Genomic DNA, 24,335 nt, shown 5'->3' on the forward strand with positions numbered 1-24,335 from the left:
ATCATGCCAACAGAACTCATATTCACCGTTGCACTGCAGGGCATCCTGACCGGCCTGGTCTATGGCCTGATGGCGCTGGGCCTGTCGGTGATCTTCGGCGTGGTGCGTGTGGTCAACTTCGCCCATGGCGAGATGATGACGATCGCCTCTTACGGAGCGATCGTCGCCTTCGCCGCCTGGCATGTCGATCCGCTGGTGGCCATGGTGCCCATCGCGGTGATCCTGTTTGCGCTCGGCTATGCCATGCAGGCCCTGCTGATCAATCCCTTCATCAACCGGCCCGAACACAGCCAGTTCATCCTGCTGGCCGCCGTGGCGATCATCATGGTGAACGGCCTGCTGATGATCTTCGGGCCCGATGCCCATAACGTGCTGGTGGATTATTCGCTGGATTCCATCGAAATCGGCCCGCTGCTGGTCGACAAGGTGCGCGTGATTACCGCCGGCATGGCGCTGGCGATCACCGCCGCCCTCTTCGCCTTTTTCAAGTTGAGCCATACCGGCAAGGCGATCCGCGCCTGCGCCGACAACCACATGGGCGCGCTGGTCGTGGGCCTGAACGTCAAGCAGCTCTATGCGCTGACCTTCGGCATCGGCTCGGCCTGCGTCGGCGCCGCCGGCGCCATGATGACGCTGCTGATCGACACGACGCCCAATATCGGGCCCGTGTTTACCCTGCAGGCCTTCGTGATCGTCATCATCGGCGGCCTGGGTTCGATGCCCGGCGCGCTGCTGGGCGGCGTATTGATCGGCCTGTCCGAGGCGATGTCGGGCCTGTTCTTCGCGCCTTCGGCCAAGACGATGTTCGGCGTCGCCATCCTGATCCTGGTTCTTCTGTTCCGGCCGCAGGGCCTGCTGGGGCGTAAAGCATGATTACCCGTATGCTCGACGGCGTGCCGCGGCGCGCCCTGGTTCTGCTCGGCCTGCTGCTGGCCGGACTGCTGATCGCGCCACTGGTGGTGGATGCCTATATCCTCTCGATCCTGATCCTGGTGCTGTATTTCGCCTATACCGGCCAGGCCTGGAACGTGATGATGGGTTTTGCCGGCCAGCTCAGCCTGGGCCATTCGCTGTATGTCGGCATCGCCGCCTACACCGCCGCCGCGCTGTATGTGCATTTCGGCATCGGACCCTGGGCCGGCGTGCTGCCCGCCATCGCCATTTCGATGGCCGCCGGCCTGGTAATCGGCTTCCTGGCCTTCCGCTTTGGCATCAGCGGCGTGTATTTCGCCCTGCTGACCATCGCGTTTGCCGAATTCACCCGCGTCGGCTTCGACCATTTCACCTGGGTGAACGGCTCGGGCGGCTTCTTCCTGCCGGTGACGCAGCAGGCCGCCAACGATCCGCTCAACCTGCGCGGCTCGCCCACCATGTTCTACTACATCCTGCTCGGCATCACCGCGCTGGCCTTCCTGCTCTGCCGCTGGCTGCTGACCGGACGCATCGGCTATTACTGGCTGGCCATCCGCGAGGAACCGGAAGCAGCCCAGACGCTGGGCATCAACGTCTTCCGCTACAAGATGATCGCGGTGGCGATCTCGTCGGGCATGACAGCGTTGTCGGGCGTGTTCTTCGCCTTCTATTACAACAACCTGTTCCCCGAGCAGATATTCAGCATGGCGCGTTCGATCGAACTGATCCTCGGGCCGATCATCGGCGGCGTCGGATCGCTGTTCGGCCCGATCCTCGGCGCCTTCGTGCTGACCGCGCTGGCCGAGGCGGTGACCGAGATCATGCATGCCCTGGGCTATGAAATCCCCGGCATCAAGCAGGTGTTCTACGGCATCTGCCTGCTGGTGGTGATCATCTACCTGCCGCATGGCATCTGGCCGCCACTGCGCAAGCGGCTGGGCCTGGAGGACCGGTCATGAGCGCCGCCCCCCTGCTCACCGTCGACGGCATCTCGAAAAGCTTCCGCGGCCTGCGTGCGGTGAGCCAGGCGAGCTTAAGCGTGCCGCAGGGCGGTATCGTCAGCCTGATCGGCCCGAACGGCGCCGGCAAGACCACCTGCTTCAACATGATCGCCGGTGTGTTCAAGCCCGACGAGGGTAGCATCACCTTCGATGGCAACCGCATCGATGGCATGCGGCCAGACCGCATCTGCCATGCCGGCATCGGCCGCACCTTCCAGATCGTGAAGCCGTTCAAGGAACTGACCGCGCTGGAGAACGTGCTTGTCGGCGCGCTGCGGGCCGAGAAGGATGTGCGGCAGGCGCGGCGCAAGGCCGAGGCCGTGCTGGACCAGCTCGGCATGGCCGACAAGCGCAACCAGCCGGCCGCCCAGCTGACGCTGCCCGAACGCAAACGGCTTGAAGTGGCGCGCGCGCTGGCCACCGAGCCGAAACTTCTGCTGCTGGATGAGGTGATGGCCGGCCTGCGGCCCACCGAGACCGACCAGATGGTGGCTGTGTTCCGCGACCTCAACCGGAAACACGGCATGACCATCCTGCTGATCGAGCATGTGATGCGCGCAGTGATGGCCCTGTCGCAGGAGGTGGTGGTGCTGCATTACGGCCAGGTGATCGCCAGCGGCGCGCCGGAAGACGTGGTGCGCGATCCCGCCGTGTTGGAATGCTATCTGGGCGAGGAGGTGGAGGCATGAGCCTCGCCATTGAAAATCTGGATGTCTTTTACGGCGACGCCCAGGCACTGGACGGTGTGTCGCTGCGCGTGCCCCGGGGCAGCATCGTTGCCATCATCGGCGCCAACGGCGCCGGCAAGTCCACCCTGATCCGCACCATCGCCGGCATCGAGAAGCCGCGCAAAGGCAGCATCCGCTTCGGTGAGGCCGAGATCGCCGGCCTGCCGAGCCACAAGGTCTGCAACCTCGGCATCGGCCAGGTGGCCGAGGGCCGGCAGGTGTTTCCCAGCCTGACCGTGCTGGAGAATTTGCAGATGGGCGCCATGCTGTCGCGCGCGCGCGCGAAGGAAAAGACGACGCTGGACGAGGTGTTCGGCCTGTTTCCGCGCCTGGCGGAACGGCGCAACCAGCTTTCGGGCACCATGTCGGGCGGCGAGCAGCAGATGCTGGCCATCGGCCGCTGCCTGATGGGCCAGCCGGAACTGATCATGTTCGACGAGCCTTCGCTGGGCCTGGCGCCGGCCATCGTGCAGGAGGTGTTCCACATCATCAGGCTGCTGCACCAGCGCGGCATGACCGTGATCCTGGTGGAGCAGAACGTGGCCGTGTCGCTGAAACTGGCCGACCAGGCCTATGTGCTGGAAAACGGCCGCATCGTGATGGAGGGCACCGGCGAGGCCCTGCTGCATGACGACCGCGTGCGGCAGGCCTATATGGGGCTATAGCGCACGCTACAAGTGGCGGATTTTTAGATAGCGTGCCAATCCATCAAGATCGGGATAGAGCGAGTATTCATTCGTGCCGGCTAATGTCAAGAAGGTCAGAGCCTCAGGAATAGCCGCAGCAGGGATTACAAACTTCGTCAAATAGTCAGCGTATTTTTTCTCCAAAGGCTCTTCTATGTCATTATGAAATGTGAAGCCGCTCCGCTGCACTGCCAATCGCGTACTTGTCTGAGGGGGGCTCAGCGCAACAACGTCTGCAGGAAATTTCTTATTCTCTTCTATATAAGCCTCCCAATACGTCAAATCCAAATCAGTGTGCGGATTGAAGATTGAGTCGTTATTCATTGACATCTTATTCAAAGCAAATGGGTTTAAGATCCAAATGCAAGGAAGTTCTACCTCTGAAATACGAGGCTTACTCTTCATCCCCAAGTAGGGTTTTAGTGCAAAGTATAAAGCGACAGAAAAAGTGTGTGACCAATCCAACAATCTAGTCGGCAAGCCATGATGCTGCATCGCAAACAACGTATCCCAAGATGAATTGGCATCATTAAGCAGGGGGCCAGCAAGGGCTACAAAGTCATAATATAATGTTGATTCCATGTATTTGAATTTACGAGCTTTACTGCTCCTCCCAAGCCCGCAAAGCAAGTTCCAACTTCCGTTACTATGGCCTCGAAAGAAAGGCACGTCGCAACCTTGCAATTCTAATGAGGAAATATGCACCTGAACGTCGGCCAGGAATTTTTCCCATTTGGTCATCCCCAACTCCTGCCTTCATCATTTTAATAAAAATAGAAAAGGCCACCTCGCGGTGGCCTTTTCCTACTTACGCCAGGTTGGCGAAGAAGTCGTTGCCCTTGTCGTCGACGATGATGAAGGCGGGGAAATCCTCCACCTCGATCTTCCACACCGCTTCCATGCCGAGTTCCGGGTATTCGTGCTGCTCGACCTTCTTGATGCAGTTCTTGGCCAGGATCGCGGCCGGACCGCCGATCGAGCCGAGATAGAAGCCGCCGTATTTCTTGCAGGCATCGGTCACCTGCTTGGAGCGGTTGCCCTTGGCCAGGCTGATGAAGCCCCCGCCGTTTTCCATCAGCAGGCCGACGTAAGAGTCCATGCGGCCGGCCGTGGTGGGGCCGAAGGAACCCGAGGCCATGCCGTCCGGCGTCTTGGCCGGGCCGGCGTAATAGATCATGTGGTTCTTCACGTAATCCGGCAGGCCCTGGCCCTTCTCGATGCGCTCGGCGAATTTGGCATGGGCCAGGTCGCGGGCCACGATCAGCGTGCCGGTCAGCGACAGCCGCGTCTTGACCGGATACTGCGAGAGTTTCTTGCGGATCTCGCTCATCGGCTGGTTGAGGTCGATCTTGACCACTTCGGCCGACAGCTTGTCCTCATGCTCGGGCAGATACTGCGCCGGGTTGGTCTCGAGCTGCTCCAGGTAGATGCCGTCGCGCGTGATCTTGCCCAGAGCCTGACGGTCGGCCGAACACGAAACGGCGATGCCGATCGGCACGGAGGCGCCGTGGCGCGGTAGGCGGATCACGCGCACGTCGTGGCAGAAATACTTGCCGCCGAACTGCGCGCCGATGCCGTTTACGCGGGTGAGTTCGAGGATCTTCTGCTCGAATTCGACGTCGCGGAAGGCATGAGCGGTCTCGCTGCCTTTCGTCGGCAGGTGGTCGAGATAGCGCGCCGAGGCCAGCTTGGCGGTCTTGAGGTTCAGCTCGGCCGACAGGCCGCCGATCACGATGGCCAGGTGATAGGGCGGGCAGGCCGCCGTGCCCAGGGTCTTGATCTGGGTATCGAGGAATTTCAGCAGGGCATCGCCGCGCAGCACCGCCGGCGTCTGCTGATACAGGTAGGTCTTGTTGGCCGAGCCGCCGCCCTTGGCCATGAACAGGAACTTGTAGGCATCGCCATCGGTGGCATAGAGCTCGATCTGCGCCGGCAGGTTCGTGCCTGTATTCTTCTCCTCGAACATGGAGAGCGGCGCGAGCTGGGAATAGCGCAGGTTGGTCTCGGTATAGGTGCGGTAGACGCCGTGGCTGATCGCTTCCTCATCCTTGCCCGAAGTCCAGACATACTGGCCCTTCTTGCCGATCACGATGGCGGTGCCGGTATCCTGGCAGGAGGGCAGCACCATGCCGGCCGAGATGTTGGCGTTCTTGAGCAGCTCCAGCGCCACGAAATGGTCGTTCGGCGAAGCGTCCTTGTCGTCGAGGATGGCGCGCAGCTGAGCCAGATGGCCGGGGCGGAACAGGTGCGCGATGTCGCGCATGGCGGCGAAGGAGAGATCGCTGAGCGCCTTGTCGGAAACCTGCAGCACATCGCGCCCGCCGGCCTTGATCACCGCGACGCCGTCGGAAGACAGCTTGCGATAGGGCGTGGTGTCGGGACCGAGCGGAAACAGGTCCTCGTAGCGGAACTCGGGCATTCTATTCTCCGGGGCTGCTGGTCTTAGGCTGCTGGCATGGGGCTGCTGACTGGGCCGGCGCTGCGGGCGCCGCGGGTCAGGTCTTTTTCTTGCGGAAGGCATCCAGCGCGACGACGTCGCCGGTCTTGCGTTCGGCCGCATCTTCGGAAGCGGCGGCTGCCGGCGCGGCATCGCTTTCGCCCACCGGGGCCGGGCTGCTGATGGCCGGGCGCGCATCGGCATTGGGCGCGACACGGAACTGCAGGCCGAACTGCACGCTGGGATCGGCGAAGGCGGTGATCGCGGCGTAGGGGATCACCAGGCGCTCGGGCACCTTGTTGAAGCTGAGAGTGATCTGGAAGGCGTCCTCGCCCGGCTCCAGCCCCCAATACTGGTGCTGCAGCACGATGGTCATCTCTTCCGGGTAGCGTTCGTGCAGATAGTCGGGCAGTTCGACGCCGGGCTGGTCGGTACGGAAGGTGACGTAGAAATGGTGGTTGCCCGGCAGGCCGAACTCGGCGACGCGCTTCAGCGCCTCGCGCACGGCGCCGCGCAGGGCGGTTTCCACCAACTGGTTGTAGTCGAGCAGCTTGCCGGCCATGACTAATCTTCTCGGATACGCGTTTGTCGCATTTTATCCTTCCCCTTCCGGGGGTTCAATTCCAAGCCGGCCGCAAAGGCCGGTCTTTCCACAGGATTAAGGTCGAAATCGGAAGATTTAAGTGGGGGGCTTCTGTTGCCCGGCGCCCCCCGAGCCGCGCTTACCGATTAGGCAGCGAGTGCAACGCTATTGTCGTTGGCACTTTTGAGGTGACCCGATAACGGCGGTATCATGCCGGGCAAAAACCGGGCCTTTATTGCGCACGTCGAGCCTGATTCGCCCCCATCATCAACCCAGCCAATGACTTAGCCAAAACGGCCTGTCCGGGTTCATGGTGGAGGCGCCGGGTACTGCCCCCGGGTCCGTTACGCCTATTCCGCACGGCGTTTATCGCCATAGTCGGTTTCCCGACAGACCCAATGTAGGGGTTCGGAGGGGGTTTTTGAAGGGTCCCCGGCCAGAGCATTTCCCAAGGCATTTCCCTGGGCATTTCCAAAGGCCGGCTTTTTGGGACGCAGGCTTTTGGGGGCTTGGGGCTTTTTGGGACTCGGCCGGCCGGTCTATAACCACCTGCCTTTCGCCCGGCGGCCCGAGTCGCCGGATTTTGCCCGCCGGAGAGACCCGCAATGACCATGACGCCGGAACAGGCCGCCGAGATCGCCGCCCTGCGCAGCCAGTCCCAGCCGACCCGCCGCGCCACCGTGCCGGCCCTGGAGGAAATCCTTTACGAACCGATGAGCGTGCTGGACCACGGTTTCGTGCGCGTCATCGACTACATGGGCGACGATTCCGCCGTGGTGCAGGCTGCCCGCGTCTCCTACGGCCGCGGCACCAAGAAGGTCAGCGAGGATCGCGGCCTGATCAACTACCTGATGCGGCACCGGCATACCACGCCGTTCGAGATGTGCGAGATCAAGTATCACGTCAAGCTGCCGATCTTTGTGGCGCGCCAGTGGATCCGCCATCGCACCGCCAACGTGAACGAATATTCCGCCCGTTATTCGATCCTGGATAACGAATTCTATATCCCCGCCCCCGACCAGCTGGCGGCGCAGTCGAGTTCAAACCGCCAGGGCCGCGGCGACCTACTGACCGGCGCGGAAGCCGCCCGCGTGCTGGACCTGCTGAAGCGCGACGCGATGCAGTCCTATGCCTCGTATGAGGAAATGCTGAACGAGCGGCCGGATGGCAGCAAACGCGACGAAGGCCGCGAGGGCCTGGCGCGCGAACTGGCGCGCATGAACCTGACGCTGAATTTCTATACCCAGTGGTACTGGAAGACCGACCTTCTGAACCTGCTGCATTTCCTGTCGCTCCGTGCCGACAGCCATGCGCAGTTCGAAATCCGCGTCTATGCCGAGGCCATGCTGGAAACCGTGAAGCGCTGGGTGCCGGCCTGTTACGATGCCTTCATGGAATACCGCGTCGGCGGCGCCAGCCTGTCGGCCACCGCACTGAAAGCAGTGCGCCGCATGCTGGCCGGGGAAACCGTGGACCAGGCCGGATCGGGCCTGAGCGCGCGGGAATGGCGCGAATTGATGGCGGTGCTGAAGCCCGAGGGCTGAAAACAGCGTAGCCTAGCGCGCCAGCGCCGCACGGGCGGCCCGGCGGCCGATCAGCCAGATCAGGCCGCCGAACACCGCCGTTCCGGCGAAGGCAATGCTCAGCGAGAGCGGCTCGCCAGCCGGCACCAAGGCATTCACCGCCGACCCAAGGCCGCCGCCGGCGGTCTGCAGGAAACCGGACAGCGCCGCCCCCGCCCCCAGCGTGGCGGGGTTCACCCCCACCGCACCGACCACCGAATTGGGCATTGCCAGTCCCATGCCGATGGCCCAGATCAGCCGCAATACGATGATCGCCGTGACGCTGGGTTCGATCAGACCGACATACAGCGCCATGCCCATACCTCCGGCCAGCGTGAAGATCACGCCGGCATCGATCATGCGCAGCAGACCGAGTTTTCCACCCAGCCACGACGACAAGAGCGCACCGATGAAAAAGCCGGCGCTGCCCAAGGCAATCAGAATGCCGTAATTCACCGCGCTCAGCCCCATGCTGCCGATCAGCACGGCCGGCGCACCGGCACTGAAGCCGTGCAGACCGGCAAAAACGCCCATATTGAGCAGGCCGAAAGTCAGGAAGGCGCGATTGGTCAGGAGGAAGGCATAGGCCGAGAGTATGCCGCGCAGCAGTGAACCGTTCCCAGGCGACGGAGCATGGGTTTCCGGCAGGCGCCGCACCAGTACGAGCACAACGGCCAGGGTGATGCCGCCGTTGATCCAGAAATTAATCCGCCAGTCCAGATAATGCTCGATCAGGCCGCCGAGCAGCGGGGCGACAATCGGGGCCAGAGCCAGGGAGGCGGAAATGACCGAGGTGGCCCGGGCGGCCTGTTGGCGCTCGTAGACATCGTTCACAATAGCGCGACCGGTGGCCATGGCGCTGGCCGCCCCCAGGCCCTGCACGGCGCGGGCCCAGAGTAGGGCTGGCAGATTTTCCGCCATGGCGCAGGCAACCGAGCCGAGTACCATGATAACCAGCCCGCCCAGCAGCAGGGGGCGGCGGCCGTAGCGGTCGCTCAGGGGGCCGTAGACCAGCTGCCCGCAGGCGAAAGTGACGAAATAGACGGTCAGGGTGAGTGGCAGGACATCGACTGGAACGGCCAGCGTGGCGCTGATCGCCGGGAGGGACGGCAAATACATCGTCGCCGCCAGAATCCCGTTGGCAAACAGGATGGTAAGCAGAAGCAGCAGGCCCGCAGGGGGAGGCAATTTCGACATGCTTGAGGGGCAGCCAGAGCCAAAGGTAGAATGGGAAGCCTGATTACCCGCTTTAAAGTATCGCGGGTTGGTTGGCTTCATCCGGCCATCAGTATATATATGATCGCAAAAGTATTTCCATGATTCTAGCGCCTATCGCCCGGGTGGAGGGACGGTGCCGGAACGGGGGTGCAGGGTCGCAAGGGGGCTTTCGTACAGGGATGTCGGAAAAGATCGACTTCAGCCACGTCCGCTTCCTCATCGTGGATTCCAACAAGCTGATGTGCCAGCTGGTGAAGGACATCCTGATGATGCTGGGCTGCCACCAGGTGAATACCGTGCGCGACAGCGAGAAGGCCATCGCCGCCCTGCGCTCGGGTGGTTACGACGTGATGATCACCGAATGGAACCTGAAGCCGCGATCCGGCCTTGAGCTGCTCGAATGGCTGCGTAATGACGGCACCTCGCCCGACCGCATGATGCCGGTGATCATGCTGACCGCGAATTCGGAAATGGAATACGTGATGGACTCGCGCGACAAGGGCGTGACCGAATTCCTCGCCAAACCTTTCACGGCGGACGGCATGTATCGTCGTCTGGTTTCGGTGATCGCGCGGCCGCGCGATTTCGTCAGCGTGCCGGGCTATTTCGGCCCGGACCGGCGCCGCCAGCAGCTGCCCTTCGAGGGCGTTGACCGGCGCCAGAACAAGCCCGAATAAGCCGCATCCCATGCGCCGGAAAATCATTCCCAATCGCGGCGATCTGAAGCGCAAGGCGGTCAATTACAAGACCGGCATGGATATCCGGCTCGACGACGAGCTGCGCCAGAAGATGGAGGCGCTGGTCGAGAATACCAGCACCCAGTTCCTGGACGAGACCGTCGAAACGCTGAAAGGCCTGCGCGAAGCCCTGAGCCGGGCGGCAGCCGATCCGTCGGCGCGGCGCGAGGTGCTGGAGCATATCCGCGAAGAGGCATTCCAGATCAAGGGAATGGGCGGTGTGTTCGGCTATCCGCTGCTGACCGAATTCGCCAAGTCGCTGCATGATTTCCTCAAAGAACTGGATGACCTGGACGAGTTGCAGCAGGAAATCGTCAGCATCCATGTCGACACGCTTTATGTGGTGGTTTCCCACCGCATCAAGGGTTCGGGCGGCGCCCTGGAAGCCCAGCTGCGCGCCTCGCTGAAAGCGGCGGTAGACAAGGCCAAGTCGGGCGTCAAACCGGCCGGCTGAGCCGCCTTTCCGTGCCCCGGACCCGGCCGGACGGGGACCTGTTCTGGACACTCCGCCCCCCGCGCCCTATAACCCCCGCATGCACCCGACCACCGCCCTTCCCTTCGTCAAGATGCACGGCCTCGGCAACGATTTCGTGGTGCTGGACGCGCGCGCCCATCCGCTGCCGCTGGATCTGGCGGCGGTGCGCCTGCTGGGCGACCGGCGGCGCGGGGTGGGCTTCGACCAGATGATCACCATCGAGCGGTCGGACAAGGCGGACGCCTTCATGCGCATCCACAATGCCGATGGCGGCGAGGTGGAATCCTGCGGCAACGCGGCACGCTGTGTCGCCAGCCTGCTGATGCAGGAAAACGGCCGCGACGCGGTCAGTATCGACACGCTGGGCGGCTGGCTGCAGGCCCGAGGCGGCGCCAAGGGCCAGATCACGGTGGATATGGGTGAGCCGCGCTTCGACTGGCAGGCCATCCCGCTGGCACACGAGATGAATACCTTGCGCATGGATTACAGTTTCGGCGGCTTCAGCCATCCGGGCGCCGTGAATGTGGGCAACCCACATGTGGTGTTCTTCGTGCCCGATGCGGAAACCGTTCCGCTGGCCGAGATCGGCCCGCGGATCGAACACGATCCGCTGTTCCCCCAGCGCATCAACGCCGAATTCGCCCAGGTGATCGACCGCACGCAGATCCGCATGCGGGTGTGGGAACGCGGCGCCGGCATCACGCGCGCCTGCGGCACCGGCGCCTGCGCCACGCTGGTGGCGGCGGCGCGCCGCGACCTGACCGAGCGGAAGGCCGAAATCATCCTGGATGGCGGCGTGCTGACCATCGAATGGGCCGCCGACAACCACATCTACATGACCGGCCCGGCCACCGAGGCCTTCCGCGGCGAAATCCCGCCGAGCTTCTGGGCCGCAGCGGACGCCGCCTGAGGCATGGCGGACGAAACCTCCGTTCTGAATTTCGGCTGTCGCCTGAATGCCTATGAAGGCGAGGCGATCCGCGGCCTGCTCGACAGGCTGGGACGCGACGACGTTGTTGTGGTGAATACCTGTGCGGTGACGGCGGAAGCTGAGAAGCAGGCCCGCCAGGCGATCCGCCGCCTGCGCCGCGAACGGCCCGATGCCCGCATCGTCGTCACCGGCTGCGCCGCCCAGGTGAATGCCGCAGGTTTCGCCGCCATGGCCGAAGTCGATCATGTGATCGGCAACCGCGAGAAGCTGGGCGAAGCTGCCTGGCGCGGGATCGGCCAGGATGCGCCGCGCATCAGCGTCGGCGATATCCAGACCGACACGCCGCCTGCCCTGCCCGCGGTGAGCCATTTCCCCGGCCGGCCACGCGCCTATCTGGAAATCCAGCAGGGCTGCGATCATCGCTGCACCTTCTGCATCATCCCCTATGGCCGTGGCCCCAGCCGTTCGCTGCCGCTTGGCGCCGTGGTGGAACAGTCCCGAGTCATGGCCGCGCGCGGCTATCGCGAATTCGTGCTGACCGGCGTGGACATCACCTCCTACGGTCATGACCTGCCCGGCCGGCCGACACTGGGCCAGGCGACGCGCCGGCTGCTGGACCTCGTGCCGCAGATCGAACGGCTGCGTTTCTCCTCGCTCGATCCCGCCGAGATCGACGAAGACCTGTTCGGGCTTTATGCCGAGGAACCGCGCGTGATGCCGCATGCGCATTTGAGCCTGCAGGCCGGCGACGACCTGATCCTGAAGCGCATGAAGCGCCGGCACAGCCGCCAGCAGGCGCTGGATGTCGCAGCAAGGCTGCAGGCCCTGCGGCCGGGCATCGCGCTGGGCGCCGACCTGATCGCCGGCTTCCCGACCGAAAGCGACGACGCCTTCGCACGCAGTGCCGCCCTGATCGACGAAGCCGGCCTGGCCTTCGTGCATGTCTTCCCCTACTCGCCCCGCCCCGGCACGCCGGCCGCGCGCATGCCGCAGATGCCCGTCGAACTGCGCCGGTCGCGCGCCGCCGAGTTGCGCAGCCGCGCGGAGGCCGCCCTGGACCGGTTCCTCGGCAGCCGGATCGGCAGCGAGGCGAGCATCCTGGTGGAACAGCAGGGCCTGGGCCGCGACGAGACCTATGCGCCGGTGATCCTGCCGGACCGCATGGAAAAAGGCAGCATCGTCACCGCGCGTATCGCGGCGGCGCATGACGGCAAGTTATGGCTGGAGGCCGCATGAGCGAGCCCGAGAACAATATGACCGACAAGAAGCCGGGTTGGTTCAGCCGCCTGAAGGCGGGGTTGTCGCGCTCGGCCGGTCAGCTCGGCGAGCAGATCGGCGCGCTGTTCACCAAGCGCAAGCTGGACCAGGAGGCGCTGGACGATCTGGAAGAAACCCTGATCAGGGCCGACTTGGGCGTGACCACGGCGGCCCGCATCGTGAAGGAAATCGCCAGGGACCGCTTCGAGAAAGACATATCGCCCGAGGAAATCCGCGCCGCACTGGCCGAGTCCGTGGCCGGCCTGCTGCAGCCGGTGGAGCAACCGCTGGCATTGGCAGGCGACAAGCCGCAGGTGGTGCTGGTGGTGGGCGTGAACGGCGTGGGCAAGACCACGACGATCGGCAAGATCGCGGCCCGCCTGCGCGAGGATGGCAAAAGCGTGATGCTGGCCGCCGGCGACACCTTCCGCGCCGCGGCCATCGAGCAGCTGAAAATCTGGGGCGAACGGGTGCAGGCGCCGGTGCTGGCGCGCGAAACCGGCAGCGACGCCGCAGGCCTCGCTTTCGATGCCCTGACCCAGGCCCGCGAGCAGAAGATCGACGTGCTGCTGATCGATACGGCCGGCCGGCTGCAGAACAAGACCGACCTGATGGGCGAGTTGGCCAAGATCGTGCGCGTGCTGAAGAAGCAGGTGCCGGAGGCGCCGCATCATGTTCTGCTGGTGCTGGATGCCACCACGGGCCAGAACGCCATCAGCCAGGTGGCAACCTTCAGGGAAATCTGCGCCCTGACCGGCTTGGTGGTGACCAAGCTGGATGGCACGGCTCGTGGCGGCGTGCTGGTGGCGATTGCCGACAAATTCGGCCTGCCGGTGCATTACATCGGCGTCGGCGAACAGGCCGCCGACCTACAGCCCTTTTCGGCCACGGGCTTCGCCCGGGCGCTGGCCGGACTGGACCAGCCCGGCCAGTAAGGCGGATCACTCCGCCGGCTCGAAAGTATAGGCGTATTCGCGCTCGTCCTGGGTCTGGCCGCCCAGCGGAAATTTCCGGCTGTCGTCCAGATAGTCGTGGAAATGGATCACCACATCCTCGCCGCGCAGGCACACCACGGCATAGGCCGGCGGCTCGTGGCTGCCCGGCACGGCGGCAAGCTGTTCGGCGCGGAAATCCAGCCAGACCTGGTGATTGGTCGCCCGCATGGTGGAAAACGGCACGCCCATCCAGCTGCCGACAATCGGCCGGTGCACATGGCCGAAGAAGACATGCCGCAGATTCTGGCGATGCGGCCGCATCAGGGCCGCCACCTGCTCGCGCTGGATCAGGCCGATGCGGTCCATCGGGCCGATACCGATCTCGAATGGCGGGTGATGCATGAATACGAAAAGCGGTTTGTCTCCGGCAGCAGCCAGTTGGCGGCGCAACCAGTCCTGCCGCTGTTCGCAATACCAGCCGGCATGGGTGCCGGGCTGATTGGTGTCGAGGAACAGCAGCCGGCCCTCGGCCACGTCGTGACGGCCCTGGATGAAGCCGTTCTCGTCCACCGGCGCGTTGGGAAACACGCCGCGGAAGGTCGGGCGATCGTCATGATTGCCCAGCAGCGGAATGCAGGGTGGGATCAGGTCGTCCAGCACCTCGCGCAAAGCCTCATAGGCCACGCCCTCGCCCCAGTGGGTCAGGTCGCCGGTGATCACCACCAGGGCGGCATCGGCGTGATTCTGGTTGATGTCGTCCACCGCGGCGGCCAGACGCGCCTGCGGATTAAAGCCGTATAGCAGACGACCCGGTTCGACGAGATGGGTGTCGGTGATATGGATCAGCTTGGTCATGCGGCAGCCTTTCGCAAAGAAAAAGGGCGGAACGGCCTTCTGGCAATTCCGCCCGCATGGTCAGATTACGAGCGCGTCTTGGGCAGCAGCTTCTGCACGTCGCGGGCCATGTCCTTCAGCACCGCCTGCGGCTCGCCGGCGCGCTGGCCGTTCACCACCGACTGCAGGTGATCCTTGATCACGTCGGTGATCTTCAGGCCGTTCTCACCCGGGAAAGCATACCACTTGGTCAGCAGGCCAAGCTGGCTGACGGCCGTGTAGTTGTTCGGGTTCTTCTCGTAGAAATCCTTCAGGTAGACGTCGTTGGCCTTCTTGTTCGGCGGCATGTAGCCGGTGGTCTTGGCCATGATCGCCGCGCCTTCCGGACCGTGCCAGAACTTCATCACTTCCCACGCGGCCTTCTGCTTGGCCGGATCGGTGGCGGTGATCACACCCAGATTGCCGCCGGCAGGCAGGCGGCCGACGCCGGACTTCACGTCCGGGAAGACATGGGTCTTGAGATTGAACTTACCGGCAATCATCTCGGTGGTCTTGGCCAGGTCCGAGGTGGAAGTGAAGTGGATACCAGTCTTGCCGGCGGCAAAAGCGGCGCGCATGTCCGGCTGGGTCAGGTTCGGCATCTGGGCGTCCTTCACAAAGCGCGCGAAGACGTTGATGGCGAACCGGCCTTCGGGTCCGTCGAAAGCAACCTTGTTTTCATCGGCATTCAGCATGCTGCCGCCCTGGCTGAAGACCGGCGCCTGCCACAGCCAGTTGCCGGTGATATCCCAGGCGATGGTGGCGCCGTTCACGTCGCCGCCCAGCGCCTTGATCTTCTTCGCCAGCGCAAAGACCTCGTCCCAGGTCTTGGGCAGGTTGTTCGGATCGCCGCCGGCTTTCTTCACGAGATCGAGGTTGTAATAGGTAATCGGCAGCGAAATGGCGAAGGGCAGCGCATAGACCTTGCCCTGCTGCGTGCCGATATCGAACATCGCCTGGTGGAAGCCTTCGGTCTCGAAATTCTTCTCGGCCTTGATGAAACCATCCAGCGGCACGGCGATGTTGCGGTCGACCATGATGCGGATGCGGTTCAGGCCCTGGAAGGTGATGTCGGGCATCTGCTTGGTGATCGACTCGCGCAGGATCTTCTGCGTGGCCTCTTCATACGAGTCGTATGGCGCGCGGAAGCTGACCTTGATATCCGGGCGTTTCTTGGCGAATTCCGCGGCGATCTGCTGGTGCGTGCCGTTGAACAACTCGCCATAGGGATACTGGATCACGATTTCGGTGGCATGGGCGGCAGATGCCCCCATCAGGACGGCCGCGGCCGCCATGAAGATCTTACGCATGGACTTTCTCCTCTCCTGTTGCGGCCTATTTGAGGCCGGTGAATGCGATGCCTTCGATGAACCGCTTCTGGGCGAGCAGGAAGGCGATGACGAGCGGCATGATGATGATGGTGGCCGCCGCCATCAGCGGGCCATAGGAGGTGCCGGCTTCCTGGTTGCGGAAGCTAATGACGCCCAGCGGCGGGGTGTAATACTGCTCGCTGTTCAGTGCGATCAGCGGCCAGAAATAATCGTTCCAGTGCGCGATCACCGAGAAGATGCCGAAGGCCGTGATCGCCGGAATAGCGGTCGGCAGCATCACTCGCCAGACGATGGCGAATTCCGACATGCCGTCCATGCGGGCGGCGTCGACCAGATCGTCCGGCACGGTCATGAAGAACTGACGCATCAGGAAAATGCCAAAGACCGAGATGACCCAGGGCACGATCAAGGCCGCGTAGCTATTGAGGATGCCCAGATGGTGGAAAAGCAGGAACAGCGGCACCGCGATGGCATGTGGCGGGATCAGCAGGCAGAGCAGAACCAGGGCGAACAGCGTTTCGCGCCCGCGGAAGCGCAACTTCGCCAGCGCATAGGCCGCCGGCAGGGCGACCACCACCTGCAATGCGAAGATCGAAACAGTGACGATCACGCCATTCAGCAGAAAGCGCGCGAGCGGCGAGCGGGTGAAGGCCTGGCTGTAATTCTCCACAGCGTGCAGGGTCTGCGGCCACCAGCGGATTTCGCTGATGAATATCTCGGCGTCGGGTTTCAGCGAGGTGGCGATCATCCAGGCAAACGGCAGCAGCACGATGGCCACGCCAGCCAGCAGAACGCCATGCCGCAGGGCGGAGCGAAGGATGGAGGATTGCGCGGTCATCCGTAATGCACCTTGCGGTCGAGCAGCCGCGCCTTGATCACGGTGAGGATCAGCACGAAGACCAGGAAGACCACGGCGATGGCGGCCGCATAGCCGGAGCGCAGGAATTCGAAGCCCTCGGCATACATGGTGTAGAGCAGGACCTCCGTGGCCTTGACCGGTCCGCCCTTGGTCAGTGCGTGAACGGTGTCGAAGACCTGGAAGGAACGGATCGCGGTGATCACCACCACGAACATCGTCACCGGCCCCAGCATCGGCCAAGTGACCAGGCGGAAACGCTCCCAGGCGCTGCGGGCACCATCCATTTCGGCTGCCTCGTAGAGGTGTTTCGGGATCGAGACGATGCCGGCCATGAACAGCACCATGTTGAAGCCGAAGGATTGCCAGATGCCAATCACGGCCAGCACCCACAATGCCAGCCCCGGATCGTTCAGCCAGTTCTGCGGCGCAATGCCGAGCGGCTTCAGCATCAGGTTGATCAGGCCGAATTGCGGGTGCAGCATGAATTCCCAGGCAATCGCCATGGCGATCAGCGTGGCCATCACGGGCACGAAGAAGGCCGCGCGATAGAAGGCCCGCCAGGACCGACCGCTTTCGATCAGCAGCGCGACACCCAGCCCCAGCCCTACGGCGGCCGGCACCACCACGCCGACATAGGCCAGCGTGTTGCCCAGTGATTTCCAGAACACTTTTTCGCCGGCCAGTTCGGTGTAATTGTCCAGGCCGATGAAGCCGAAGCCGGGAGCGCCGAGCTGATAATCGGTGAACGACAGCAGCAGAACGGTCAGCACCGGCCCGATCAGCAGCAGCAGCATGAGTACAAAGGCCGGGCCGGCCAGCAGATAGGGTACGGCCGACCGGTCGATCCGCCAGCCGCGCGCCGAAACACGATCCAATACGACCTCAGCCATAGACCCGCTCCCGCGCCTCCGCCGGCCGCGGCACCGTCCGCAGGCGGCGGCCGTCATTGCCGAACAGCAGAATCTGGTCGACCGGCACATGCAGGCCGATGCGGTCATTCTCGCGCACGCCATGCTGGCGGGCCGGCAGGCGCACGATCACCGGATCAGGCGCGGCATCCAGTTGCACATGCACCAGCAGGTCGGAGCCCAGATTTTCGCGGATGACCACCCGACCGCCCAGTGTGGCCGGCGAATTGGCGCCCAGCTCTGCCGCTTCCGGCCGGAAAGCCAGTTTCAGCTGGCTGCCGGGCGGCAGGATTGCGGCAATATCGAACCGGGCCGCACCGACGCGCAGCATGCCGTCGCCGTCGATCTCTGCCGGCACCACATTGATTTTCGGGCTGCCGATGAATTCGGCCACCCGCAGGTCGGCCGGATCGGCATAGATCACGTCGGGCGCCGCCACCTGCAGGATCTCGCCATCCATCATCACCGCGATGCGATCCGACATGGTCATCGCTTCGGCCTGGTCGTGGGTGACATAGATAAAGGTGGCGGCAAGCTGCTGGTGCAGTTGGGCGATCTCGGTGCGCATATGCTCGCGCAGCTTGGCATCCAGGTTGCTGAGCGGTTCGTCCATCAGGAAGGCGGCCGGATTCCGCACCATGGCGCGGCCGAGCGCCACACGCTGGCGCTGGCCGCCGGAAAGCTGGGCCGGCTTGCGCTCCAGCAGATGGCCGATGCGCAGGATATCGGCCACGCGATGTACCTCGTCGGCAATCACCATTCGCGTGGACGCTGTGCCGGGCAGGAACCGGCCAAGCAGCGGCAGTCGCTGCCACGCCGTTAGGCGCCGCATGGTCAGCGGCAGGGCGATGTTGTCGCGCGCCGAAAGATGCGGATAAAGCGCATAGGACTGGAACACCATGGCCAGGTCACGATCGGCGGCCCGCTTGCGGCCGGCGCTGGCGCCGCCGATGCGGATATCGCCTTCATCCTGCTGTTCCAGCCCTGCGATGATGCGTAACAGGGTGCTCTTGCCGCAGCCGGACGGGCCAACCAGGGTCATGAATTCACGGTCGGCGATATCGAGCGAGACGCCTTTCAGAACCTGGGTGGTTCCGAAGGATTTGCGGATTCTTTCGATAACGACTCCGGCCATGGCCTTTTCCCCGTTGCGTGGGGAAGCCATAGGCGCGCTGCTTTGCATACCGATGAATGCGCCGTGACCGGTTCACGGCACTTCGGTGACGGAACGATGGAATCGCTAGACGATGCCGGGAGTCGCTCTAGACCTGTCGATCAGCAGTCCGGGGATTCAGTAATTGCCCTGCTCGCCCGGCGGATTGGTATGGGTCGGGAAACGCGCCTGCCCTTCCACGGCGCGATAGTGGTGCAACGCCCAATGCACCGATGGGAAGGCCAGGTCCTGCCAGGGAATTTCGTCCCAGCCAAACAGTTGCACCTCCAGCGATTCCGGCCCGGCGGAAAATTCCGGCGAGGCCAGCCTGGCGCGGTAAATCAGCTGCACCTGACTGATGCGGGGAATGTTGTAGACAGCCAGCAACGCATCGATGGAGATCTCGGCGCAGGCTTCCTCCTGGGCTTCGCGCATGGCCCCGGCCTCGGAGGTTTCGCTTTCTTCCATGAAACCGGCCGGGATGGTCCAGAAGCCCTTGCGCGGCTCGATGGCCCGACGGCAGAGCAGGATTTTGCCTTCATGCCCGACCACGGCGCCGACCACCACCTTGGGGTTGACGTAGTGAACCCAGCCGCAATCGTCGCAGATCATGCGGTCTCGGTTATCCCCTTCCGGGGTGCGCTGGGAAAATCGATAATTCTTCGGATTCTGCATGATTGCTTCGATGTTTGCGGGTTCAAACTTGTTTGTATGTATACGCCCGTCCCTACCCTGAATTTCTTCTATCTCACACTGGACGGGAAGCCTCGGAATGGCGTTTTATCAGTGAACTGAGAAGCGGTACTAAAAGACCGCCCAGTCACAGGAAGGCGTAACAACCATAACCATAAAATAGGGAGGTCCCATGTCGGGGGACAAGACCACCCATGCGGCTGCCGGCGATTCGCTGGCCAGCTTCAACCTGCAGGATGCGCCGGGGCATCTGTTGCGGCGCTGCCAGCAGCTCGCCGTCGATCTGTACACTGCGGAAGTCGGGAGTAATGGCCTGACGCCGCGCCAGTTCGCGCTGCTGCTGGCCATCTACCAGAATAGCGGCATCAGCCAGGTCGATCTGGTGCGCCAGACCGGCATCGACCGCTCCACCGTGGCGGAAATGGTCGCGCGGCTGATCAAGCGCGGCCTGCTGGTGCGCCAGCGCACCGAAACCGACCGGCGCACCAATGCGCTGGCGGTGACGCCCGATGGCGAGAAGCAGCTGCGCGCGGCCCAACCCGGCGTGATGCGCTCGCAGGATCGTATCCTCGAACCGCTGTCGCCCGCCAAGCGCGCCGATTTCATCGCCCTGCTGCGCCAACTGGTGGAAACCTTGGAACAGCGCGGCTGACCTGACCGGGTCAGTCGCGGTCGCAGCGGGTCAGGTTGTCGGCCAGCCGTGCCTGCAGGGCGGCGATGTCGATCTGCTGCACCGAGCCGGCACCGGCCAGGTCGAGCGCATGGGCCGCTGCCGCCCCCATGGCGACACAGGGGCCCATCACGCGCACCGAACTGAGCGCGGCCGGATCGCCATCGATGCAGCGGCCGGCCGCCACCAGATTGTCGGCGCCAACCGGCAGCATGGCGCGCAGCGGCACGTAATGCAGGTGGTCGTCGCCGAATTCTTCCCAGTGTACGTCCTCGGCACGGTCATGCAGTTCGACCGGCCAGGAGCAGCGCAGGATGGCATCGGCGGGCTTCACGCCACGCCGCACCTCGTCCACCGTGATGCTGTGGCCGCCCACGATCCAGCGCGTCTGGCGGATGCCCAGCATGCCGTATTGCCGCACGCGGGCGGTGCCGAAGACCTGCGGATATTCGCCACGCAGGAAAGCCACCACGCGGTCGGCCTGGGCGCGGCCCTCGGCCTGCGCAGCGGCCAGCCCCAGCGGCTCCAGCGGCGTTTCCACATGGGTCATGTTCACCGTGGCCTGCCCCTTGCCAGGGAAGGCAAAGACAAAACCATCGCGCCGCACCAGGCCATAACGGCCGCCCTGCTCGGCCAGATGCTTTTGCACCGCCCAGCGATCCAGTTTCAGGGCTGCCGCCTCATCAAATCCTTCCAGCGTGAACATCAGGGTGCCCATGATCGGGCTGGCCGGCTGGCGGCAGTCGAAACCGGCCGCGAAACTGAGCGCGGCATCGCCCGAGGCATCGACAAAACCCTGGCCACGCAATTCGACCGGCCCGAAGCGAGTGGCAAGCGAAAGCGCCGTGATGCGGCCGCCATCGCGTTTCACCTCCAGCAGGATGGCGCCCAGCAGCACGTCGATCCCGGCGCAATGCACTGCCTGCTCGATCCAGCGCACCAGCGCCTGCTCCTGGTAAAGCGGGATATAGCTGTTGCGGCCCCGGCGCAGGTGGAAGGCATCGGTCTTCCTCAGATGCGCGAACATCTCGTCCACGATGCCGTAGACCACGCGATAGGGATCGGGGCCGTTGGAATAGAAACCGCAGAAGGTGCCCAGCAGGCTGCCGGTGGACTGCCCGCCAAGCTGCTGTCCGGCATCGACGAGCACAACACGGCGACCGAGTTTCGCCGCCTCCAGCGCCGCCGAGATGCCGCTGATGCCGGCGCCCAGTATGACGATATCGGCTTCCAGCACACGGGCTGCCGCCGGGCCGGCCTGTCGCACCACGCGGGTGGCGGGAATGGGGTGCTCGGTCATCGTCTTACCGCCAGCGCAGCAGGATTCTCTCGGCAATCCCGAGCAGCCAGCTGATGGTGAGGCCGAGTAGCGACAGCAGCACCACGCCGCCGACCAGTTGATCGGTCTGCATCAGGTTGCCGGCCGCCAGCACAAAGGCGCCGATACCAACCTGGGTGCCGATCATCTCGGCCGCCACCACCAGGATCAGTGCGATCGAGGACGAGATGCGAAAACCGGCCAGGATCCCGGGCATCGCCCCGGGCAGTACCACCTTCCACACGATGGCCGGCGTGGAGAGGCCGAAGCTCTGCGCCATGCGGATCAGGTTGCGCGGCACGTTGTCGACCGCCGAATAGGTGCTGACCACGGTGGGGAAGAACACGCCAAGCGCAATGGTGGCGATCTTGGATGGCTCGCCGATGCCGAACCACAGGATGAACAGCGGCAGCAGCGCGATCTTCGGGATCGGAAACAGCGCCGCCACGACGGGCAGGCCGACCGAACGCGCCAGCACGAAGATGCCCATGGCGAACCCGAAGCACAGGCCGGCGAAACTGCCCAGCAGCCAGCCGCCGACGATGCGCTGCAGCGATGCGGCGATATGATCCACCAGCCGGCCATCGGCGAATAGGTCGTAGAGCGCCATCACCACCTCGTGCGGCGCCGGCATGAACAGCGCCGGCAACAGGCCGGTATCGGAGGCGGCCTCCCAGGCGGCAATGATCACGATGAAGGCGAGCCAGGGTGCCCAGCGCCGGGTGGCGGGCACGAAACCACGGCCGCGGAAGGGAACGGTTGGATGGATTTCAGACATCCTGCACCTCGCGATCCGCCACCTGCGCTTCGGTCTTGATCAGGCTCCAGAGATCGTCCTGCAGGGCCTGCAGAACGGCGGCATGTTCGGTCTTGTGCCGTTCGGTCACCGGCACCGGCACGTCGACGATGCGTTTGACGCGACCCGGCCGGCGCGACAGCACCACCACCTTGTCGGCCAGCCGCACGGCCTCCGACAGGTTGTGGGTCACATAAAGCGTGGTGGTACGTTCGCGCGCCCAGATCGCCACCAGGTCTTCCATCAGCAATTCGCGCGTCTGGGCATCCAGCGCCGAGAGCGGTTCATCCATCAGCAGCACGGCCGGCTTCACGGCAATCGCACGGGCGATGCCGACGCGCTGGCGCATGCCGCCGGAAAGCTGTTTCGGCAGGGCGCTGGCGAAATCGGCGAGGCCGCAGAGCGTCAGCACTTCATGAATGCGGGTCTCGCGTTCCCTGCGGCCCAGGCCGTGATGCTCCAGCGCCAGCGCGACATTGCCGGCCACGCTGCGCCAGGGCAGCAGGGCAAAATCCTGGAACACGAAGGTCAGCGGATTGAGGCAACCCGGCGGCGCCTTGCCCGGCGTGGTGATGCGGCCTGTCTGCTGTTGCAGCAGGCCGCCGACCAGATTGAGCAGGGTGGATTTGCCGCAGCCCGACGGCCCGATCAGGGCCGCCGTCTCGCCTTCGGCAACGGTAAAACCGATATCCTGCAGGACCGGCAGATCGCCATAGGCATAGCCGACCCCGTCCAGCACCACCTGCATGAAATATACTCGCTGGCTGCTTACCGCTTCGGCAGGTCGAGATGGCCCTTCACGAAGCTGAGGTCGAGGAAATCCTCGACCTTGACCGATTTGTCGACCAGGCCCTGGGCCTGATACCAGGCGAGCTGGTCGTAGATGTTCTTCACCAGCAGGCGGCCCTGCGGGTCCATGTAATTGGCGGCCACCTTCACAGTGTCGATGCTCGGCTTGGGCTGCACCCACTTCTCCAGCACCGGCATCAGGGCCAGCGCCTTCTCGCCGACCATGCGGTTGCCCTGGGAATCCTTGGCCAGGAAGGCAGCGGCGTAATCGGCCAGGCCCTTCTGGTAGGCGCGCACAAAGCGTGCCACCAGCGGGCGTTGTTCCTTGACGATCTTGGACGAGGCAAACAGTACGCCAAGCTGCCAGGGCGTATGTTCATGCACCCAGCCGATGATCTTGCCGGCGCCATCGGCCTCCAGCTTCAGCGCATTGTTGGCCGGCAGGATGGTGGCATCCACCTGACCGCCAGTCAGCGCCGCCATCATGTTGGGAATCGACTGCACCGGCTTCATCTGCACGCTGTCGAGCTTGAAACCATATTTGTCGGCCAGCATGCCCAGATTGTAGTGGAAGCTGGAGCCGACCGTGGTGATCGCCACGCTTTTGCCCGCGAAATCCTTCGGCGAACGGAAGCCGGCGTCGTAGGCCTTCTTCGAGGCCACATAAGCCACGAAATTGTAGCCCGGCTCCTCACGGCTCTGTGCAGCCACCACCTTCAGCGCACCCTTGCCCGCCAGGTTGAAGAAGCCGCCGGTGAAAGCGGTGATGCCGAACTGGGTGTCGTTGGAAGCCACCGCCACGGCCACGGCCTGGGCGGCGTTGAAAACCTTGATGTCGAGATCGATGCCCTCGGCATCAAAATAGCCGCGTTCCTTGGCGATGAAGATCGGCGCCGTGGAAATGAACGGCAGCGCCGAGATGGCGACCTTGTCCTTCGGCTGTGCGATGGCTACGGCGGGCGACAGCAGAAGGGCGGCACAAAGGCTGAGCAGCAGACGACGCGAAAGCATGGCGTTTCCCCGGATCGTTTTTATGGCAACGAAGAAGGGGCCAAGCTAGCCGCCGGGTCCGGCGACGTCAATCAAACCGGCCGTATACGGCCGGTTGAATCAGACCACGATGTTGACGTACTGGCCGAGATAGCCGCCGCGGGATGGGATCGGCCGCGACTGCTGGGCGGGCGCGGCGGCGTTTTGCGGCTGTTCTGAAACCTGGGCAACGGATTGTGTCGCCGGCGCGGTGGCGCGGATCGCGTTCACGCCACCAAGCTGGGCGGCGAAGCTGTTCTGGCTTTGCTGGGGCGGACGCGGTTGCGACGCGGCCGGACGGGCCGAACCCTGCAGCTGCGACAGCGCGGAAAGAAGATTGTTGCTTGGTCCGATAGCCATAACTCACCCAGCCCGGAGGCCGGAATGGCCCCTCAATCCGGCCCGATTACGCGCAGGACTCCCTTAAACGAAGGTTAACAGGCCCGGGCCGGAA

Annotated in this window: 26 protein-coding genes and 1 other RNA gene; 11 read left to right on the top strand and 16 right to left on the bottom strand. The window is 63.9% G+C overall.

What is annotated here, in order from left to right:
- The first annotated feature begins 3 nt into the window (after nt 1-3).
- Genes ACK4FJ_RS04835 through ACK4FJ_RS04850 form a run of 4 tightly spaced genes read left to right on the top strand, consistent with a single transcriptional unit; the run spans nt 4 to nt 3,306 of the window.
- Nucleotides 4-873, top strand: a complete 870-nt coding sequence (locus ACK4FJ_RS04835) for a branched-chain amino acid ABC transporter permease (RefSeq protein WP_409764700.1) — start codon at nt 4-6, stop codon at nt 871-873.
- Entirely contained in the window at nt 870-1,871 is a 1,002-nt protein-coding gene (locus ACK4FJ_RS04840) for a branched-chain amino acid ABC transporter permease (RefSeq protein WP_409764701.1), read from the top strand. Before ACK4FJ_RS04835 ends, ACK4FJ_RS04840 begins: the two co-directional genes overlap by 4 nt.
- The gene (locus ACK4FJ_RS04845; RefSeq protein ID WP_409764702.1) at nt 1,868-2,602 is read left to right on the top strand and encodes an ABC transporter ATP-binding protein; all 735 of its coding nucleotides are present in this window, start codon (nt 1,868-1,870) and stop codon (nt 2,600-2,602) included. The genes ACK4FJ_RS04840 and ACK4FJ_RS04845 overlap by 4 nt, the downstream gene beginning before the upstream one ends.
- Nucleotides 2,599-3,306 carry an ABC transporter ATP-binding protein gene (locus tag ACK4FJ_RS04850; RefSeq protein ID WP_409764703.1) on the top strand — a complete coding sequence of 236 codons (708 nt, stop codon included), beginning with the start codon at nt 2,599-2,601 and terminating at the stop codon, nt 3,304-3,306. The genes ACK4FJ_RS04845 and ACK4FJ_RS04850 overlap by 4 nt, the downstream gene beginning before the upstream one ends.
- Nucleotides 3,307-3,312: 6 nt before the next feature.
- On the opposite strand, the gene ACK4FJ_RS04855 is transcribed toward ACK4FJ_RS04850, so the two are convergent.
- The 4 genes from ACK4FJ_RS04855 to ssrA form a co-directional block, all read right to left on the bottom strand.
- The gene (locus ACK4FJ_RS04855; protein WP_409764704.1) at nt 3,313-4,068 is read right to left on the bottom strand and encodes an FRG domain-containing protein; all 756 of its coding nucleotides are present in this window, start codon (nt 4,066-4,068) and stop codon (nt 3,313-3,315) included.
- Nucleotides 4,069-4,135: 67 nt separating this feature from the next.
- Entirely contained in the window at nt 4,136-5,746 is a 1,611-nt protein-coding gene (locus ACK4FJ_RS04860) for a fumarate hydratase (protein WP_409764705.1), read from the bottom strand.
- A 76-nt stretch (nt 5,747-5,822) separates the two neighbouring features.
- Nucleotides 5,823-6,326 (bottom strand): SspB family protein, encoded by a 504-nt coding sequence (locus ACK4FJ_RS04865; protein WP_409764706.1) that lies wholly within the window; start codon nt 6,324-6,326, stop codon nt 5,823-5,825.
- Nucleotides 6,327-6,446: 120 nt separating this feature from the next.
- Nucleotides 6,447-6,777: a transfer-messenger RNA gene (ssrA, locus tag ACK4FJ_RS04870) on the bottom strand.
- A gap of 175 nt (nt 6,778-6,952) precedes the next feature.
- Between ssrA and thyX the strand changes: the two genes are divergently transcribed.
- On the top strand, nt 6,953-7,891 hold the full coding sequence (thyX, locus tag ACK4FJ_RS04875) for an FAD-dependent thymidylate synthase (RefSeq protein ID WP_409764707.1): 939 nt from the start codon (nt 6,953-6,955) through the stop codon (nt 7,889-7,891).
- A gap of 12 nt (nt 7,892-7,903) precedes the next feature.
- Here the strand turns inward: thyX and ACK4FJ_RS04880 are convergent, their stop codons facing one another.
- Complete coding sequence (locus ACK4FJ_RS04880) at nt 7,904-9,106, bottom strand: multidrug effflux MFS transporter (protein WP_409764708.1); 1,203 nt, start codon at nt 9,104-9,106, stop codon at nt 7,904-7,906.
- A 200-nt stretch (nt 9,107-9,306) separates the two neighbouring features.
- Between ACK4FJ_RS04880 and ACK4FJ_RS04885 the strand changes: the two genes are divergently transcribed.
- From ACK4FJ_RS04885 to ftsY, 5 genes are all read left to right on the top strand, one after another.
- The gene (locus ACK4FJ_RS04885; protein WP_409764709.1) at nt 9,307-9,804 is read left to right on the top strand and encodes a response regulator; all 498 of its coding nucleotides are present in this window, start codon (nt 9,307-9,309) and stop codon (nt 9,802-9,804) included.
- Between the two features lie 10 nt (nt 9,805-9,814).
- Complete coding sequence (locus tag ACK4FJ_RS04890; protein ID WP_409764710.1) at nt 9,815-10,318, top strand: Hpt domain-containing protein; 504 nt, start codon at nt 9,815-9,817, stop codon at nt 10,316-10,318.
- A gap of 79 nt (nt 10,319-10,397) precedes the next feature.
- Nucleotides 10,398-11,249: a diaminopimelate epimerase gene (gene dapF, locus ACK4FJ_RS04895; RefSeq protein ID WP_409764711.1), complete on the top strand. Its 852-nt coding sequence runs from the start codon at nt 10,398-10,400 to the stop codon at nt 11,247-11,249.
- Nucleotides 11,250-11,252: 3 nt separating this feature from the next.
- Nucleotides 11,253-12,506 (top strand): tRNA (N(6)-L-threonylcarbamoyladenosine(37)-C(2))-methylthiotransferase MtaB, encoded by a 1,254-nt coding sequence (mtaB, locus tag ACK4FJ_RS04900; protein WP_409764712.1) that lies wholly within the window; start codon nt 11,253-11,255, stop codon nt 12,504-12,506.
- Entirely contained in the window at nt 12,503-13,462 is a 960-nt protein-coding gene (ftsY, locus tag ACK4FJ_RS04905; RefSeq protein WP_409764713.1) for a signal recognition particle-docking protein FtsY, read from the top strand. The genes mtaB and ftsY overlap by 4 nt, the downstream gene beginning before the upstream one ends.
- Nucleotides 13,463-13,468: 6 nt before the next feature.
- Here the strand turns inward: ftsY and ACK4FJ_RS04910 are convergent, their stop codons facing one another.
- The 6 genes from ACK4FJ_RS04910 to ACK4FJ_RS04935 all read right to left on the bottom strand — a co-directional run bounded on the left by ACK4FJ_RS04910 (nt 13,469) and on the right by ACK4FJ_RS04935 (nt 19,261).
- Nucleotides 13,469-14,317: a phosphodiesterase gene (locus ACK4FJ_RS04910; protein ID WP_409764714.1), complete on the bottom strand. Its 849-nt coding sequence runs from the start codon at nt 14,315-14,317 to the stop codon at nt 13,469-13,471.
- Between the two features lie 65 nt (nt 14,318-14,382).
- On the bottom strand, nt 14,383-15,645 hold the full coding sequence (locus ACK4FJ_RS04915; protein ID WP_409764715.1) for an ABC transporter substrate-binding protein: 1,263 nt from the start codon (nt 15,643-15,645) through the stop codon (nt 14,383-14,385).
- A 25-nt stretch (nt 15,646-15,670) separates the two neighbouring features.
- A complete protein-coding gene (locus ACK4FJ_RS04920) occupies nt 15,671-16,504 on the bottom strand; it encodes a carbohydrate ABC transporter permease (RefSeq protein WP_409764716.1) in 834 nt (277 codons plus the stop codon).
- Complete coding sequence (locus tag ACK4FJ_RS04925) at nt 16,501-17,415, bottom strand: carbohydrate ABC transporter permease (protein ID WP_409764717.1); 915 nt, start codon at nt 17,413-17,415, stop codon at nt 16,501-16,503. Before ACK4FJ_RS04925 ends, ACK4FJ_RS04920 begins: the two co-directional genes overlap by 4 nt.
- Nucleotides 17,408-18,568, bottom strand: coding sequence for an ABC transporter ATP-binding protein (locus ACK4FJ_RS04930; RefSeq protein ID WP_409764718.1), 1,161 nt, complete (start codon nt 18,566-18,568; stop codon nt 17,408-17,410). The genes ACK4FJ_RS04925 and ACK4FJ_RS04930 overlap by 8 nt, the downstream gene beginning before the upstream one ends.
- A 156-nt stretch (nt 18,569-18,724) precedes the next feature.
- The gene (locus ACK4FJ_RS04935) at nt 18,725-19,261 is read right to left on the bottom strand and encodes an NUDIX domain-containing protein (RefSeq protein ID WP_409764719.1); all 537 of its coding nucleotides are present in this window, start codon (nt 19,259-19,261) and stop codon (nt 18,725-18,727) included.
- Between the two features lie 190 nt (nt 19,262-19,451).
- Here ACK4FJ_RS04935 and ACK4FJ_RS04940 point away from each other — a divergent pair, with 190 nt between their 5' ends.
- Nucleotides 19,452-19,931, top strand: coding sequence for a MarR family winged helix-turn-helix transcriptional regulator (locus tag ACK4FJ_RS04940; protein WP_409764720.1), 480 nt, complete (start codon nt 19,452-19,454; stop codon nt 19,929-19,931).
- Between the two features lie 10 nt (nt 19,932-19,941).
- Here the strand turns inward: ACK4FJ_RS04940 and ACK4FJ_RS04945 are convergent, their stop codons facing one another.
- From ACK4FJ_RS04945 to ACK4FJ_RS04965, 5 genes are all read right to left on the bottom strand, one after another.
- Nucleotides 19,942-21,249: an FAD-dependent oxidoreductase gene (locus ACK4FJ_RS04945; protein ID WP_409764721.1), complete on the bottom strand. Its 1,308-nt coding sequence runs from the start codon at nt 21,247-21,249 to the stop codon at nt 19,942-19,944.
- 4 nt (nt 21,250-21,253) lie between these two features.
- Entirely contained in the window at nt 21,254-22,045 is a 792-nt protein-coding gene (locus ACK4FJ_RS04950) for an ABC transporter permease (protein WP_409764722.1), read from the bottom strand.
- Complete coding sequence (locus tag ACK4FJ_RS04955; protein WP_409764723.1) at nt 22,038-22,811, bottom strand: ABC transporter ATP-binding protein; 774 nt, start codon at nt 22,809-22,811, stop codon at nt 22,038-22,040. The genes ACK4FJ_RS04950 and ACK4FJ_RS04955 overlap by 8 nt, the downstream gene beginning before the upstream one ends.
- A 20-nt stretch (nt 22,812-22,831) precedes the next feature.
- On the bottom strand, nt 22,832-23,863 hold the full coding sequence (locus tag ACK4FJ_RS04960; RefSeq protein WP_409764724.1) for an ABC transporter substrate-binding protein: 1,032 nt from the start codon (nt 23,861-23,863) through the stop codon (nt 22,832-22,834).
- A 99-nt stretch (nt 23,864-23,962) separates the two neighbouring features.
- Nucleotides 23,963-24,241 (bottom strand): hypothetical protein, encoded by a 279-nt coding sequence (locus ACK4FJ_RS04965; protein WP_409764725.1) that lies wholly within the window; start codon nt 24,239-24,241, stop codon nt 23,963-23,965.
- Nucleotides 24,242-24,335 lie beyond the last annotated feature (94 nt).

Source organism: Ferrovibrio sp. (assembly GCF_046297595.1).
Taxonomy (GTDB): Bacteria; Pseudomonadota; Alphaproteobacteria; order Ferrovibrionales; family Ferrovibrionaceae; genus Ferrovibrio.

What these genes read in the sequence shown, in the direction of transcription:
- ACK4FJ_RS04865 (WP_409764706.1), bottom strand. Translation starts at nt 6,326, where the DNA reads ATGGCCGGCAAGCTGCTCGACTACAACCAGTTGGTGGAAACCGCCCTG.
- ACK4FJ_RS04835 (WP_409764700.1), top strand. Translation starts at nt 4, where the DNA reads ATGCCAACAGAACTCATATTCACCGTTGCACTGCAGGGCATCCTGACC.
- ACK4FJ_RS04840 (WP_409764701.1), top strand. Translation starts at nt 870, where the DNA reads ATGATTACCCGTATGCTCGACGGCGTGCCGCGGCGCGCCCTGGTTCTG.
- dapF (WP_409764711.1), top strand. Translation starts at nt 10,398, where the DNA reads ATGCACCCGACCACCGCCCTTCCCTTCGTCAAGATGCACGGCCTCGGC.
- ACK4FJ_RS04860 (WP_409764705.1), bottom strand. Translation starts at nt 5,746, where the DNA reads ATGCCCGAGTTCCGCTACGAGGACCTGTTTCCGCTCGGTCCCGACACC.
- ACK4FJ_RS04910 (WP_409764714.1), bottom strand. Translation starts at nt 14,317, where the DNA reads ATGACCAAGCTGATCCATATCACCGACACCCATCTCGTCGAACCGGGT.
- ftsY (WP_409764713.1), top strand. Translation starts at nt 12,503, where the DNA reads ATGAGCGAGCCCGAGAACAATATGACCGACAAGAAGCCGGGTTGGTTC.
- ACK4FJ_RS04965 (WP_409764725.1), bottom strand. Translation starts at nt 24,241, where the DNA reads ATGGCTATCGGACCAAGCAACAATCTTCTTTCCGCGCTGTCGCAGCTG.
- ACK4FJ_RS04920 (WP_409764716.1), bottom strand. Translation starts at nt 16,504, where the DNA reads ATGACCGCGCAATCCTCCATCCTTCGCTCCGCCCTGCGGCATGGCGTT.
- ACK4FJ_RS04955 (WP_409764723.1), bottom strand. Translation starts at nt 22,811, where the DNA reads ATGCAGGTGGTGCTGGACGGGGTCGGCTATGCCTATGGCGATCTGCCG.
- ACK4FJ_RS04935 (WP_409764719.1), bottom strand. Translation starts at nt 19,261, where the DNA reads ATGCAGAATCCGAAGAATTATCGATTTTCCCAGCGCACCCCGGAAGGG.
- ACK4FJ_RS04880 (WP_409764708.1), bottom strand. Translation starts at nt 9,106, where the DNA reads ATGTCGAAATTGCCTCCCCCTGCGGGCCTGCTGCTTCTGCTTACCATC.
- ACK4FJ_RS04950 (WP_409764722.1), bottom strand. Translation starts at nt 22,045, where the DNA reads ATGTCTGAAATCCATCCAACCGTTCCCTTCCGCGGCCGTGGTTTCGTG.
- ACK4FJ_RS04960 (WP_409764724.1), bottom strand. Translation starts at nt 23,863, where the DNA reads ATGCTTTCGCGTCGTCTGCTGCTCAGCCTTTGTGCCGCCCTTCTGCTG.
- ACK4FJ_RS04925 (WP_409764717.1), bottom strand. Translation starts at nt 17,415, where the DNA reads ATGGCTGAGGTCGTATTGGATCGTGTTTCGGCGCGCGGCTGGCGGATC.
- ACK4FJ_RS04850 (WP_409764703.1), top strand. Translation starts at nt 2,599, where the DNA reads ATGAGCCTCGCCATTGAAAATCTGGATGTCTTTTACGGCGACGCCCAG.
- ACK4FJ_RS04930 (WP_409764718.1), bottom strand. Translation starts at nt 18,568, where the DNA reads ATGGCCGGAGTCGTTATCGAAAGAATCCGCAAATCCTTCGGAACCACC.
- mtaB (WP_409764712.1), top strand. Translation starts at nt 11,253, where the DNA reads ATGGCGGACGAAACCTCCGTTCTGAATTTCGGCTGTCGCCTGAATGCC.
- ACK4FJ_RS04945 (WP_409764721.1), bottom strand. Translation starts at nt 21,249, where the DNA reads ATGACCGAGCACCCCATTCCCGCCACCCGCGTGGTGCGACAGGCCGGC.
- ACK4FJ_RS04890 (WP_409764710.1), top strand. Translation starts at nt 9,815, where the DNA reads ATGCGCCGGAAAATCATTCCCAATCGCGGCGATCTGAAGCGCAAGGCG.
- ACK4FJ_RS04885 (WP_409764709.1), top strand. Translation starts at nt 9,307, where the DNA reads ATGTCGGAAAAGATCGACTTCAGCCACGTCCGCTTCCTCATCGTGGAT.
- ACK4FJ_RS04845 (WP_409764702.1), top strand. Translation starts at nt 1,868, where the DNA reads ATGAGCGCCGCCCCCCTGCTCACCGTCGACGGCATCTCGAAAAGCTTC.
- thyX (WP_409764707.1), top strand. Translation starts at nt 6,953, where the DNA reads ATGACCATGACGCCGGAACAGGCCGCCGAGATCGCCGCCCTGCGCAGC.
- ACK4FJ_RS04855 (WP_409764704.1), bottom strand. Translation starts at nt 4,068, where the DNA reads ATGACCAAATGGGAAAAATTCCTGGCCGACGTTCAGGTGCATATTTCC.
- ACK4FJ_RS04915 (WP_409764715.1), bottom strand. Translation starts at nt 15,645, where the DNA reads ATGCGTAAGATCTTCATGGCGGCCGCGGCCGTCCTGATGGGGGCATCT.
- ACK4FJ_RS04940 (WP_409764720.1), top strand. Translation starts at nt 19,452, where the DNA reads ATGTCGGGGGACAAGACCACCCATGCGGCTGCCGGCGATTCGCTGGCC.